Here is a 13,623-nt window from a genome sequence, read left to right on the forward strand (position 1 = left end):
ATGGGTGCGTCACGCCTTCCGAATGACCGGCGGCTTCCATGAACCATCGATCACTTCCTGCTTCGGCCAATAAGCGCGGATGTAGAGTGAGAACGGTGTCGCCGGCGCGGGAAGCCAGTTTGATTCCTTGTCGCTCCCGGGAGACTTCGCGCCCGCGTAGAGGGTCAGCGAACCGTCCGCGTTTTTCTGCAGTCCCTGATTCTTTGTTCCTAGCGAGAAGCGTTGCAGGGGATTGGGATTGAAGAAGTGGTGCTTGTTGTAGAGAGTGAGCGACCAAAAGCCGTTGACCGGCGGAAGCTGACCAGACGGGAAGGTCAACGCGTATGTCGAGTTGCCGTTTAATGGCGTGCCTTCGGCATCGGTATCAGTGAAGACGTACTTTGTTTCGTTGAACCGGTTCTCGTACATGTTCGATTTCGAGACGGCTGTGCGGACGACATAGTCTGCACCGAAATCGGCATTTTTGACCGGTGAATACCAAGCATTGCCTGCAGCGGGCCCGTTGTGCTTCCAGTGGAAGAGCGGGGGGATGAGTTCTTTATCCGCAGCAATGGCCGCCTCCTTTAGCGCCTGCTTTAATTCTGGATCTTTCTCTGCGGCTGTCAGCACCGAACGGACCATCGCGTAGGTGGTGTCTTCACCAGGCAACGGCGGAACCCTGTCGAGCACGTCAGGGAGCTCGCCGAAGAACTTCTCCGGATCGACCCACTTGACCTCGCCCGACTCCGCTCCGGAAGGCGTCGGGAAGTGCGGAACTTTGGTCCAGTCCTTCGTCTTCATTTTGCCGTCGAACTGGCTGAGCGGGTAGGCCATGACTTGACTCAGGATAGGCAGGACCGCGCGCTTGTCCTCGGCGGTATCATTCAGAAAGACGCGCGGGCACAGCGCAGCGAGTTCGGTGGAGGAGCGGAATGTCTTGATGATTCCCTCCGGCACCTTCCCCGTCCAGTTGGGGCCGACCAGAAGGTAGAAGCCCGGCTTCGAGCCGTACTGCTGGCCGATCTCCGCAAACGAGTCGGTTCTTGCGTCCCAGGCGGCGTATACGAAGAAGCGATTGCCGAAGTCCGGCACTTGGTAGATCACCGGGTTCTCGTCGAGCGAGGCGAAGCCGAAGCCGTAGGCGACGTCCTGGTTTGGACACGCGACAAATCGCTGCTCTGGAGAAATGTAATCGGTCAGCATGCAAACCTGGCCAAGAGGCGCGTTCGGAAGCACGCCTCCGCGCAAGCCCGGCTCCGGAACGGACGTCAGGGCAACGCGCCGATTGAAGCTGTTGACCAGTGGCCACGCCCAGAAGTAGGCGAAGCGGCCGACCATCTGGACGTATTCCTTGGAGAGTGCCGTGTTTGCAGTCGCGGATAACGATTTCGCAGTTGAATTGGTGGGAGGCGGAACAGCACCCTTTGCAGATTGCTGCGCCTGCGCCACATCGGGCGCAACGGCTACTGAAGCGGCGGCTCCCGCGCCCATTGTTGCGAGCGCGGCCGTGCCAACGCCGAGCTTCATTGTGTCGCGACGATTCATCTTTGATTGATCGATCGGTGCGGTTTTCATCGAGCGCTCCTGTTCAGATCAGACATTCTTTCGATCAGTTGACTTTCTTGATGTCGCCGGGCTTCCAACTGCCATCGATCGCGGGTTCTGTCGGGGCGTACAGCCTGAGGATTGCGAAGAAGCCTCTGCCGGGCACTGTCGCAAGCCAATTGCCTTCCTTGCCTTCAGGTGCCTTTGGCCCGATATACATGTCGGTGCTGCCATCGGCATTCTTCACGGGATTGTCCAGCTTGCCCCGCGACGGGAATGGTTGGCCATTGTCAAGGCCGGATGCGTTCTCCGCTTCGTAGAGCGTCACCGACCAGAACAACGCGGCGGGAATATCCTTCGGTAGGTTCACGACATAGCTTCGATCGCCCACGAGCGGGTCGCCGTCGGCATCCTCGAAGCCGATCATGTAGAATGCGCCCTTGCCCGGCGTCATCGAGACCATGCCGGGACTGATCGAATAATAATCGGTGAAGAACCAGGTCCGCGCATCCAGCGCGCGATAACCGGCACCTCTTTCGGTGAAACTCAGGTCGGTCATCGCCTTCGGCCAACGGGACTTCATGTTGTTGACCGGATTGAGCCACTTGCGATCCGGGTAGACACGGAAATCAGCGCCCTCGACCCCACCCTGGAATCCAATGACGCGGCTCGTCTTGTAGGCCGTTTTCGCCGCGGCATCGAGAATGGCGCGAGTCTTGTCGTCGGGCTTGAAGGGCCGATCCTGGGAGATGCCGATGCCGTCAAGCATGCCGAGCCAGTCCGGCTCCGCGAGGTTGGCACCTTCAATGTCGAGCAACTGCTGCAGTTGCTCGAACGCCGCCACGCTATTGCGGGGGAGCATGTTCAGAGATTTTCCGGACGCATCGGGAAAGCTCATCGGCTTCGCGGAGGACTCCTTGCCCAAAGGATAAATCCGCGTCTGCTTGATCACGTCGACGGCAGGTGCGGTATTCTTGGGATCCTGATAGAACGATCGCAAGAAGATGAATACGCTGTTGGTGCCGGAACGATAGACGTAATAGCCGCTCGGCACCTTTCCCTTGTAGCCTGGCGGCAGAAGCAGAAACTTGCCACCCGCGCCGCCGTCCGGCCCGGGGAGTCCTACGTCGCCGAAATATTCGCCGCCGTCCATGGGAATGGGGCGCTGCCAGAAGTCGAGCAAAATGCCTTGCAGCTTGGGCGGCGCCTCGAACACCAGCGGGCCGGTCTCGGCAAGGTTCGCGAAGGTCATCGCGTAGATCAAATCGGAATTGGGCGTCGTGATGTGTGTTTTGGCATCCAGCCGCTTGGTCCAGACCGGCATCACGTTGTAGCCGGTGCCGAAAGCCTCTTCGGCGCCGACCTTCATGCCCAGCGTGTTGATGAGCGGCATCGCCCACAAATAGGTTTGGGTCGCCCGCTGAAACAGCAGCTCGTCCTTCAGCGTCTGCGCTGTTTGCTTGGTCGGACGGTTCTGCTCGAATGGAAGATTGGACAGCTCATCGAAACGGCCGGATTGGGCACGAGCTGACGCGATCGCGATGACGGTCGCGCCGACGAGAGCAGACAATGACAGAAAACGGCTGCGAACTGAGGTCATCTTGCATTCTCCACTGATGATCCTGTGGTTACGTCGTCACGACACTTTCTTGATCACCGGCGGCTTCCAGGAGCCGTCGAGAATGCCTTCCTTGCCCCAATAGGCGCGAATGTAGAGCGAGAAGTTGCCGCCCGGCGCCGGCAGCCAGTTCGCCTCCTTGTCCCCGCCCGGCGACTTCGCGCCTGCATAGAGCGTGAGCGAGCCGTCGGCGTTGCGTTTGAGGTTCTTGTTCTTGGTGCCGAGCGAATAGCGCTTGAGATCGTTCGGATAGAACAGATGCTTGTCGTTGTAGAGCGTCAGCGACCAGAATCCGTCGACCGGCGGTTCCTCTCCCTTCGCGAAGGTGATCTCGTATTTGCCGTTGCCAGTCAGTTCTCCACCCGCACCATCCAGGTCGGTGTAAAAATACTGAGTTTCGTTCGGCCGGTTGTCGAACATGTTCGATCTGGCCGTGCCCGTTCGGTTGTAATAGTCGATGCCCCACTGCGCGTTGTTGGTCGAGCGGTTCCACCCATTGCCAGCTGGTCGTCCGTTGTACTTCCACTGGAAGAACGGGTGGATGATCTTCTCCTCCGTGTCGATGGCGGTCGCAATCAGCACCTTCCTCAATTCCGGGTCTTTGGCGGCCACGTCGAGCAGCAGACGGAACTGCTGATACATCGCCTCCTCTCCCGGCAAGGGATCGACGGTGTCGAGCGCCTGACCGAGCTCTTCGAAGAACTTATCCGGCACCACCCATTTCGTTTCCTCGCCGGTTGATTTCGGGCCGGGAATGTTGGGAGCCTTGCTCCATTCGATGGTCTTCATCGTGCCGGTAAAATCCTTTAGCGGGTAGAAGACGACCTGATTGAGCACCGGCTGAACTGCCTTTTTGTCCTCAGGGGTGTCATCCTGGAAAATGCGCGGAATGGCATTGGCCAATGACGTAGGACACCGAATGACATCCGTGATGCCGTCCGGCTTAAGTCCTTTCCAATTCGGACCGACAAGTAGATAAAATCCGGGCTTCGAATTGTAGGGCTTGCCGAGCTGGCCGAACTGATCGGTACGCGCATCGTACAGGGCATAAACCCAGAAGCGGTCGCCGAAATCGGGCACCTGCGCGACCACCGGCTCCTCGTCGAGTGAAAAGAACCCGAGACCGTAGACAACGTCCTGGTTCGGGCATGTCACAAATGTTTCCGCCGGGTCGACATAGTCGGAAAGCATGCCGACCTGGCCCGTTGGCGCCACTGGAACGACGCCGTTGAGGTGGCCCGGATGCGGCGCCTGTGCGAACATCGCCTTTCGGTTCATCATGTTCACGATCGGCCAGCCCCAGACATAGGCCATCTGCGCAATCGTCCGGGCGTAGTCCGGGTGCATTTTGATGCCAGTCGCCGGCTGTGTGAGTGTCCCGAATGCGATGGCCTGCTCTGCCTGCGCCGTCGTCGTATCGGTCGTGATGGTCATCGCCGCTGTCGTGATCGCGACGGGAACAGCCGCGCTGGTACCGAGGGCAGCGAGCGATGCCGCACCAATACCGCCCTTCATCGCGTCGCGCCGGGTGGTGCCGATTTGATTTTCAGATGGATTTTTCATTGCACGTTCCTCTCTGGCCAACCGTCTGAGTTGAGCCCGGTTTGGGTCGGTAATTGGCAGCCTCAATTCACTTTCACGACGTCATCCGGTTTCCAGGTCTGATCAAAGAATTCGACGCCGGTGCCGTAGAGGCGCAATGCCGCCAAAAAGTTTCGGCCGCCGACGGTCTGGATCCAATTCGAGTCAGGGGCGCCGGCGGGCTTCGAGGGGCTGAACCAGATATCGATCGATCCGTCGCCGTTCGTCGCGACCTTGTTGAATCCGTTGATCGAGGGCAGCAGTTGCGGCGTCTCCGGCATCGTTCCGTCGGTGACGTTGTAGGCTGTGACGGCCCAGAACAGCGCCGCCGGAGGATGGGGCGGCAGGTGCATTTTGTAGGTGTTCGAACCGTTGAGGAACTCGCCGTTCGCATCGCGTGCCGTGAACGGATATTTGGACCCGGCGCCCAGTGTTCTCATGACCATTGCAGACGCCGACGAATAGGCGAACTGGAAATAACTCGCTCGTTGATTGACATCGAGATATCCGTCCTGAAGCCATTCGGAGGTCCCGCCGGCCCAGGTGTTTTCGTACTGTCTGTCCTTGTAGTAGAGCTGGCGTCCGTCCGGACGGCCGAGCTGTCGCGTGGCCAAGATCATCTTGGGCGCTGTCTCGACCGCCTTTTTCAGCAGCTCTTGTTGCTGGTTGGTCGGATTGAACGGCTGCCCCTTGATGATGCCGATCGACGCGAGCACGCCACGCAATTCGGGATTGATGGTTGAGTCCGGTTCGTAATCGACGAACGCCTTGAGCTTGCTCCAATACGCATTGTCGGTCGGATACATCATGTTGACGCGCTTACCGCTTCCGTTGGGAAACTGCATCGGCTTGACGTCCTTCTCCGGGACCCACAGCGGATAGATGCGCGTCTGCTCGGCAAGGGCGACAGCCGGTTTCGGATCTGGTCCGTTCTCGCCTTTTGCCATGACCGTGCGAAAGAAAAGAAAAACATTGTAGGTTTTCGACTTAAACGCGAAGTAACCCTGCGGTATTTCGCCGTCATAGTCTGGGGGCAGCAAGAGATAGAGCCCGCCTCGTGCGCGATCGGGCCCGACCAGCCCGACGTCGGTGATCGTGCGCTGGAAAAAGTCGGTGAACATACCGATGACGTTAGGCGGCGCGGCGACGACCAGCGGTCCGGTCTCCTTGAGGTCGAGATAGCTCATGGAATAGATGACATCGGCGTTGGGCGTTGGTACCCAGGCACGCGAGTCCATGCGGTCTTTCCAGATCGGCAGGACATTGTAGCCTTTTCCGAATGCCGCCTCCGACCCATCGCGCATTCCGATGACGTTGAGCGCGGGCTGCATGGTCATGTAGGCCTGAACGGCGTGCTGGTAAAACAACTCGTCGCGCAGCGATTCCGCCTCCTTCTGCGGCAGCCAATTTCCGTTGTTGATCTGCTTGAGCAGGGGTGGCGCTGCCTGATCCTGTTGCGCCAATGCCGGCGCGACGCCATACAGAGATGAGATCAGCAGAGCAGATGTCAGGATCGAGCTTCCGGTTCTCATGCCTTGCTCCTTGAGTTAGATTGAAGGCTCTCTCGCTCTTGAAATGCTCAGCTTTGGGACCGAGTTTCTGGCCTCAAATGCGATGTGTGTCCGATCTCGTCGGCGTGTGTTCTGCGAACCCCGTCCGCCACTCGGTGGACAAATGCAGCCCGGCTTGGTCGTGCTCCAGGTCGAGGATGGCTCGGCGCACCTGTCGGGCTCCTTCGGTGAACTGGGAATGTTCAGCAGCGTAGCCGGCCGATAACACCCGTCTACGTAGTTTGTGCCAATCTCGTTACAGCCATGCGTCATCTCGCAGCAGCGTGCGGCCAAGCGCGAGCGTGTCGCTCGGATTTTCTCCGAAGAGATCTCGATAATTCCGCGACAGGCGCCCGAGATCCCCGCTCATTCCCCAATTGTGCGCCGCATCCGATACAGTGCGTGCACCCGAAATCAGTTCCCTTCTGATCCGGTGCAGTCGCAGCCGGCGTACATAGCCTTGAGGTGACTCGCCCAGAACTTCCGAAAAGGCACGGAACAGGCTACGTCGCGATGTCGCGGTCGCCCTCGACAGGGCATCGACCGAGATCGGCCGGCCAAGATTCCTCCTGATGTATTCGCCCGCGGTGTTCACGATCTCGGCAGCGCCCGCGGGACGGAGTCGTGCATCGTCTATTCGGGGAAAGTCCGCATAGTGCTTCAGCACCGCGCGCAGCATCTCGCTGCCGACCGCCGACTTTCCATTCTTGTTGGATCGAGAACGGTGGATGCCGGCGACCTGCTTCCTGAGGTGGTTCAGCGCGAGCGACTTCATGGGCGTCGAGTGAAGCCCGGTCGTGCTCACCAGCCTGGAGTCCAGAGCCAGCCCCTCGTTCGCCGCTTCCTTTCTCAGCCGTCTCGGTGTGAGCGTCGCGGCAACGTAGAGCGAACCCGGAGTGCAGATGATGTCGCATTCGTCGCCAGGCTGGACGACGCCGACATCGCCGGCCACCAACTCGCTCAGCCAGAGGCGCGTGCCAGGACCGGTTTGCACGATCGCGCCCAAGGTGATTCCGTTCGCGGAAAGTGGTCCCCTTATCGAGACGCTGCCGCCAATCAAGCCGCTGCTGAAGATGATGCCGTCGTGTGCGGCGAAGGCGAGGCTTCCATGAACGCGCGCGCCAGCCAACTGGATGGCTTCCAGATCGGCGCCCAACACCGCATTGCTCAGATCATCGATCCGGCGAATATCAAAGCGGTGCCACGATTCGACGACGGCCGACAAAGCCCACCTCTTCGGTCGGTTTCCGAGGCAGGATAGGAAAGCGAAGCATAGCCTTCTACGTGGTTCGTGCCATTCTTCTATGGAACCTTTGGTACACCAGCGACCGTCTCACTCGGTTTTTCGCCGAACAACTCGCGATACCAGCCAGACATCCGCCCCAGATCGCTCATGCCCCACTGATTGGCGATAAGCGCGATCGTGCAGGCCTTTTCGGCTTCGCTCGCGAGGTCGTGCCGGATGCGATGAAGCCTCAGCCTGCGGACATAGTGGCGTGGCGACTCGCCCAAAACATCTTCGAACGCTCGAAACAGAGTACGCCTGGACGAATATGCGGCCGCAGCGATCTCGTCGACCGACATGGGCTCACACAGATGATCCTGAATGTAGGCTCGGGCCCTCTCAACAATCTTGCCGTGATGCCTCGGGTGCGTGCCACCGTTTCCGCAATGCGGCGGACGAGCAAGGTGCAGAATGAGCGCATCGAGCATTTGCCTTCCGACGTTGACGTTACCAGGGACGCCACTGTCGTGAATCCGTTGGAATGATCTTTGAAGCTCCAATAGCCTGGTCGGGGCAAGATTGCGCGCATGCACGCCGGTCCCACCGAGAATGCCCCTGTCGAGAACGAGATCTTCCTTTGCAGCTTCCTCCTCCAGCTTTTCGGCCGTCAGCGTGATGGCCGAATACATCGACCCCGCCGTGTAAATCGAGTCGTGGTCGTCGCCCGGGAGGAAGACGCCGACATTGCCCGTCTCGACCTCGCTCAGCCAATGGCGCGTGCCCGGTTCAAGTCTCAGGCCGACGCCGAGCGTGATCATGTTTGCGGACAGAGGTCCATACAGCGCAACCCGGCCATCGATCAGCCCGCTGGTGCAAATGATCCCGTCCTGCTCGGAAAAGGCTAAATCGCCGGAGAGGTAGCCGGCAGACATTTGCGTCGCCTCAAGGCCAGCACCGTGAACAGCGTCACTCAGGTTCTCAATTCGCGAGATTGAAATGCGTGTCCAAATCTCAGCAGGCTGCATTTTCGCACCCTTCGCTTGAACGAGCCCGTTGCCACGATGCCCTTTTGCCGCTGTTTTGCCCGACGAGTCAAATGACCGGAGCCGGATGATCTTAGGCGCCGCCGGCCGGTCATTTCCCGCCGCTCGCAAGCTGCTTCAAGGACTCGCGCTCACGCGTCGATTAAGCCAGACCGCATCGCGACTTGCGCACCTCCACCGCCACACAACCCGAAGGTGGCGATTCTACTGTGCATGGGGTTGTTTTGCAGAATTTAATTTAGTTGCTGGGTTGATCCGAGGTCTGACTGCCGCCCCTCAGCGCCCCGTCTTCACCTTGGTCCACAGCCGGTTGATGATCCGCTGCGTCGCCGGCTCACGCGCCGTGATGACGAACAACTTTGCGAGCGTCGCCTCGTCCGGATAGATGTTCTTGTCGTTCAGAATTTTGGGATCGACCAGCTTCTGGCTGGCGAGGTTGCCGTTGGCGTAGGCCAGGAAGTCCGAGTTCTTGGCGGCGACGTCAGGGCGGTAGAGATAGTTGATCAGCTCGTAGGCTTCCTTGACGTTCTTGGCGTCGGCGGGGATGGCCAGATTGTCGAAGAACATCTGCGCGCCCTCCTTCGGGATCGTGTAGCCGATCTCGATGCCACTGCTATTGTCTTTCTTGGCTTCGGCAGCGCGAGCGCGGGCCTGCATGATGTCGCCGGACCAGCCGACCACGAAGCAGATCTCGCCGGTCGCAAGCGCGCTGAGATACTCCGACGAGTGAAATTTACGCACGGACGGGCGGACTTTTGCGACAACGTCGGCGGCCTTCTCGAGATCCACCTGCCTGGTCGAGTTCGGATCGAGTCCCAGATAATTCAACGCCGCCGGAAAGATGTCGTCGGCGGAATCGAGCATATGGACGCCGCAGTCTTTGAATTTTGCCAAATTCTCCGGCTTGAAGACCATGTCCCAGCTGTCGATCCTGGCATCCGGCCCGAGGATCTCCTTCACCTTGGCGACGTTGTAACCGATGCCGGTCGTGCCCCACATGTAGTTGGCGGCGTAGTCATTGCCGGGATCGTAGGTCGCAAGGTGCTGGTTCACCATTGGCCAGGCATTGGCGAGGTTCGGCAGCTTCGACTTGTCGAGCTTCTGGAAGATGTTCGCCTTGATCTGGCGCTGGAGGAAATAGGCGGTCGGCACCACGACGTCGTAGCCGGACTTGCCGGCCATCAGGCGCGTCTCCAGCGTCTCGTTGGCGTCGAAGGTGTCGTAGACCACCTTGATGCCGGTCTCCCTGGTGAAGGCCTCAAGGACGTCCGGCGCCATGTAGTTGGACCAGTTGTAGAAGTTGACGACCCGCTCCGCGGCGGCCGCGCCATGTGAGAGGAACGTCAGCGCTGCGGCGATCGCCAGACCAAGGCCAAATCCGGAGCGGCGGACGTTCGTCATCTTCACCTCTTGCGCCGGCGCACCGCGTCCGACAGCCGCTCCAAGGCGGTGTCGAGGGTCTCATCCTTCTTGGCGAAGCAGAAGCGGACCACCGAGGTCACCGGGTCTTGCTCATAGAAGGCCGAAACCGGGATCGCCGCGACCTTGTAGTCCTTCACGATCCGCCAGCAGAACTCGGCATCGCTCTCGTTGAGCCCGAGCGGCGACAGGTCGACGGTGAGGAAGTAGGTGCCCTGCGACTTCAGCACGGGGAAGCCGAGGCTTTCGAGCCCCTTGGTGAGACGGTCCCTGCTCCGCGTCAAATCCTTGCGCATCGACAGGAAATACTCATCGGGCTTGCCGAGGCCATAGGCCACGGCGGCCTGAAGGTTCGGCGCGGTCGTAAAGGTCAGGAACTGGTGCACCTTGGCCGCGACACGCAGCAGCGGCGGCGCGGCGCAGACGAAGCCGATCTTCCAGCCTGTCAGCGAGAAGATCTTGCCGGCCGAGCCGACCTTGATGGTGCGCTCCCGCATGCCCGGGATGGTGATCAGCGGGATGTGCTTGTGCTCGTCGAAGGTAACGTGCTCCCAGACCTCGTCGGTGATCGCGATGACGTCGAACTCCTGGCAGTAGCGCGCCAAGAGCTCGAGATCCTCGCGCGGATAGACCACCGCGGAGGGATTCAGGGGATTGTTGAAGAGCACCGCCTTGGTCTTTGAATTGAATACGCTTTTCAGCATGTCCTCATTCAGCCGCCAGCCCGGCGGCTCGAGCCGCACCAGGCGTGGAATGCCGCCGGCCTGGCGGATAATCGGCAGGTAGGAATCATAGACCGGCTGGAAGCAGACCACTTCGTCACCGGGCTGCACCACCGAGAGGATGGCCGAGGTCAGGGCCTCGGTGCCGCCGGAGGTGACCATCACCTCGCTCATCGGATCGAGCTTGAGGCCGTGCCAGTGGCCGTAGTGGGTCGCGATCGCCTGGCGCAGCTCCGGGATGCCCATCATCGACGGATACTGGTTGTAGCCGTTGAGCGAGGCATCGGCCGCAGCGCGGCGGATGTCCTCCGGACCGGGATCGTCGGGAAAGCCCTGGCCGAGATTGATGGCGTTGTTGTCGCGCGCGGCCTGCGACATCGCCTCGAAGATGGTGACGGGAAGGTCGGCAAAGACCTTGTTCAGGGAAGAGCTTTTGGACATCGGCTCGATCAGCCACCGACCTTGGTGGGAAGACCCGCCGCCTTCCAGCCCAACATGCCGCCGGCGAGATGCTTGTCGTAAGGAAGGCCCACTCCCTGCGCCGCGAGCGAGGCCGTCACGGAGCGCTTGCCGGAGCGGCAGGCGAACACGACCTCCTTGCCTTGGGGATCGGGGATCGCCTTGGGATCGAAGGTCGAGAGCGGCACGACCACACCATAGGGGTAGGCCTCGGCCTCGACCTCGTTCGGCTCGCGGACGTCGACGAGGAGATAGCGTCCTTCTGCGACACCCTTGGAGACCTCGTCCGGGGTCAGATCCTGTACCTGGTTTGCCACATCATCCTCCAACGTCCGAGCCTGCGCCGGGGCGATCCCGGCCGGCGGCAACCTCGCCTCTCGGCCAACGAAAATCAAGCGCTACAAAGGCTTGAGCTGCAGCTTGCAAGTTAAAGCTAAATCGCAGCGACTTGAAGCGCGACCTTCAAATGGAGGATCAGATCGTCACCTGCGTGCCGACCTCGACCACGCGGCCGCTGGGGATCTGGAAATAGTCGGTGGCGTCGTTGGCCGAGCGGCTCAGCGAAATGAACAGCCGGTCCTGCCAGCGCGGCATGCCGGAATGGGCGGCGGGCTTGAGCGCCCGGCGCGACAGGAAGAACGAGGTCGACATGATGTCGAACTGCCAGCCGAGCTTGCGGGCGATCGCCAGCGCCTTCGGCACGTTGGGCGATTCCATGAAGCCGAACTTCAGGGTCACCTTGGTGAAGGTCGGGCTGATCTGCTCCAGCTTCACGCGCTCGGCCGGATCGATGCGCGGGGTCTGCGCAGTCTCGATGGTGAGAATGACATTTTTCTCGTGAAGCACCTTGTAGTGTTTCAGACTATGCATCAGCGCAGTCGGCGCACTCAGGGGATCGCTGGTCAGGAACACGGCGGTACCGGGCACGCGCTGTGGCGGCCGCTTCTCCAGCATCGCCACGAGGTCGGCAAGCGGGAATTCGAGCTTGCGCGACTTCTCGAACAGCAGCCGGCTGCCGCGCCGCCACGTATACATCATCATGATCATGAGCGCGCCGAGCGCGAGCGGCACCCAGCCGCCCTCGAACACCTTGAGCAGATTGGCCGCCAGGAAGGTCAGGTCGAGGAACAGGAACGGCGTGATCAGGGCGGCTGCAGCGAACGGCGACCACCTCCAGACCTTCCAGATCACGACAAAGCCCATCATCGCCGTGACCACCATGGTCCCGGTGACGGAGATGCCATAGGCCGACGCCAGCGCGCTGGAGGAGCGGAACAGCAGCACCAGCAGCACCACCGCGACCAGCAGCAGCTGGTTGATACGCGGGATGAATATCTGGCCGGAATGAGCTTCGGACGTATGGCGAATTTCAAACCGCGGCAGCAGCCCGAGTTGAATCGCCTGGCGCGTCAGCGAATAGGCGCCGGTGATGACGGCCTGGCTCGCGATGACGGTGGCGGCGGTGGCGAGGACGACCATGCCGCCGCGGGCCAGGCCTTGGGGAAACAACTGGAAGAACGGACTGTCGATCGCCCCGGGATCGCCGAGGACGAGCGCCCCCTGCCCCAGATAGTTCAGCGCCAGCGACGGCAACACGATGAACAACCAGGCGGTCTGGATCGGGCGCTTGCCGAAATGGCCGAGGTCGGCATAGAGCGCCTCGGCGCCGGTAACCGCGAGGAACACAGCGCCCAGCGTCACGAAGCCGATGATGCCGTGATGGAGCATGAAGGACACCGCATGCACCGGGTTCAAGGCAAACAGAACTTGCGGCTGCTGGATGATGGGATGGATCGCCGCCACCGCGATCACGGCAAACCAGACGCACATCACCGGGCCGAAGAAGGCAGCGACGCGGGCAGTGCCACGCGATTGCACGGCGAACAGGCAGACCAGGATGATCACCGTCAGCGGCACGACGTAAGGCTCGAACGTCGCGGTGACGTCTTTCATGCCTTCCACGGCCGACAGCACCGACAGTGCCGGCGTGATCACGGCATCGCCGTAGAATAGGGCACCGGAGATGATGCCGAGCAGGACGATGGTCGCCCCGCCGGTGCCAACCGCGCGCTGGGCCAGCGCCATCAAGGCGAGCGTGCCGCCTTCTCCGTTGTTGTCGGCGCGCAGCAGGATCACGACGTATTTCAGCGTCACCACGACGATGAGCGCCCACAGGATGAGGGAGACCACGCCGAGAACAGCTGCCGGCGTGGCCGCGCCTTCCGCGCCCGACGCGGCCATCACCGCCTCGCGGAACGCGTAGAGCGGGCTGGTACCGATATCGCCATAGACGACGCCGATGCTGCCGAGCGTCAGCGCACCGAAACCGGCGGTGGTGTGGGCGTCGCCATGCCCATTGGCCGCCGCCGTTTCCGGGGCGGGAATTGCCACGTCACTTGTCATGGGAGAGCCTGGTGGCCTCTAAAATGCTTCACTGCACAACGGCGGAGGAGCGCGCGGCTTATAGTCCTGCGCTGCTGAC

Annotated in this window: 10 protein-coding genes; all 10 read right to left on the minus strand. The window is 60.8% G+C overall.

Features of this window, described 5'->3' with window-relative positions:
- Nucleotides 1-9: 9 nt before the first annotated feature.
- Entirely contained in the window at nt 10-1,554 is a 1,545-nt protein-coding gene (locus tag ABIB73_RS04805) for a DUF1254 domain-containing protein (RefSeq protein WP_354221905.1), read from the minus strand.
- A 34-nt stretch (nt 1,555-1,588) separates the two neighbouring features.
- The gene (locus tag ABIB73_RS04810; protein ID WP_354221906.1) at nt 1,589-3,124 is read right to left on the minus strand and encodes a DUF1254 domain-containing protein; all 1,536 of its coding nucleotides are present in this window, start codon (nt 3,122-3,124) and stop codon (nt 1,589-1,591) included.
- Between the two features lie 36 nt (nt 3,125-3,160).
- Nucleotides 3,161-4,705: a DUF1254 domain-containing protein gene (locus tag ABIB73_RS04815; protein ID WP_354222563.1), complete on the minus strand. Its 1,545-nt coding sequence runs from the start codon at nt 4,703-4,705 to the stop codon at nt 3,161-3,163.
- 62 nt (nt 4,706-4,767) lie between these two features.
- Nucleotides 4,768-6,255 (minus strand): DUF1254 domain-containing protein, encoded by a 1,488-nt coding sequence (locus tag ABIB73_RS04820; protein WP_354221907.1) that lies wholly within the window; start codon nt 6,253-6,255, stop codon nt 4,768-4,770.
- A 274-nt stretch (nt 6,256-6,529) separates the two neighbouring features.
- Nucleotides 6,530-7,498 carry a helix-turn-helix domain-containing protein gene (locus ABIB73_RS04825; protein WP_354221908.1) on the minus strand — a complete coding sequence of 323 codons (969 nt, stop codon included), beginning with the start codon at nt 7,496-7,498 and terminating at the stop codon, nt 6,530-6,532.
- Nucleotides 7,499-7,575: 77 nt separating this feature from the next.
- Nucleotides 7,576-8,430 carry a helix-turn-helix domain-containing protein gene (locus ABIB73_RS04830; RefSeq protein ID WP_354221909.1) on the minus strand — a complete coding sequence of 285 codons (855 nt, stop codon included), beginning with the start codon at nt 8,428-8,430 and terminating at the stop codon, nt 7,576-7,578.
- A 387-nt stretch (nt 8,431-8,817) separates the two neighbouring features.
- Nucleotides 8,818-9,942, minus strand: a complete 1,125-nt coding sequence (locus ABIB73_RS04835) for a polyamine ABC transporter substrate-binding protein (RefSeq protein ID WP_354221910.1) — start codon at nt 9,940-9,942, stop codon at nt 8,818-8,820.
- Nucleotides 9,943-9,944: 2 nt separating this feature from the next.
- Nucleotides 9,945-11,123 (minus strand): aminotransferase, encoded by a 1,179-nt coding sequence (locus tag ABIB73_RS04840; protein ID WP_354221911.1) that lies wholly within the window; start codon nt 11,121-11,123, stop codon nt 9,945-9,947.
- Nucleotides 11,124-11,131: 8 nt separating this feature from the next.
- On the minus strand, nt 11,132-11,458 hold the full coding sequence (locus tag ABIB73_RS04845; protein ID WP_354221912.1) for a rhodanese-like domain-containing protein: 327 nt from the start codon (nt 11,456-11,458) through the stop codon (nt 11,132-11,134).
- A 157-nt stretch (nt 11,459-11,615) separates the two neighbouring features.
- On the minus strand, nt 11,616-13,544 hold the full coding sequence (locus ABIB73_RS04850) for a potassium transporter Kup (protein WP_354221913.1): 1,929 nt from the start codon (nt 13,542-13,544) through the stop codon (nt 11,616-11,618).
- Nucleotides 13,545-13,623 lie beyond the last annotated feature (79 nt).

Source organism: Bradyrhizobium sp. F1.4.3 (assembly GCF_040548375.1).
GTDB lineage: Bacteria > Pseudomonadota > Alphaproteobacteria > Rhizobiales > Xanthobacteraceae > Bradyrhizobium.

What these genes read in the sequence shown, in the direction of transcription:
- ABIB73_RS04830 (WP_354221909.1), bottom strand. Translation starts at nt 8,430, where the DNA reads ATGTCTGCCGGCTACCTCTCCGGCGATTTAGCCTTTTCCGAGCAGGAC.
- ABIB73_RS04810 (WP_354221906.1), bottom strand. Translation starts at nt 3,124, where the DNA reads ATGACCTCAGTTCGCAGCCGTTTTCTGTCATTGTCTGCTCTCGTCGGC.
- ABIB73_RS04820 (WP_354221907.1), bottom strand. Translation starts at nt 6,255, where the DNA reads ATGAGAACCGGAAGCTCGATCCTGACATCTGCTCTGCTGATCTCATCT.
- ABIB73_RS04805 (WP_354221905.1), bottom strand. Translation starts at nt 1,554, where the DNA reads ATGAAAACCGCACCGATCGATCAATCAAAGATGAATCGTCGCGACACA.
- ABIB73_RS04840 (WP_354221911.1), bottom strand. Translation starts at nt 11,123, where the DNA reads ATGTCCAAAAGCTCTTCCCTGAACAAGGTCTTTGCCGACCTTCCCGTC.
- ABIB73_RS04850 (WP_354221913.1), bottom strand. Translation starts at nt 13,544, where the DNA reads ATGACAAGTGACGTGGCAATTCCCGCCCCGGAAACGGCGGCGGCCAAT.
- ABIB73_RS04815 (WP_354222563.1), bottom strand. Translation starts at nt 4,705, where the DNA reads ATGAAAAATCCATCTGAAAATCAAATCGGCACCACCCGGCGCGACGCG.
- ABIB73_RS04835 (WP_354221910.1), bottom strand. Translation starts at nt 9,942, where the DNA reads ATGACGAACGTCCGCCGCTCCGGATTTGGCCTTGGTCTGGCGATCGCC.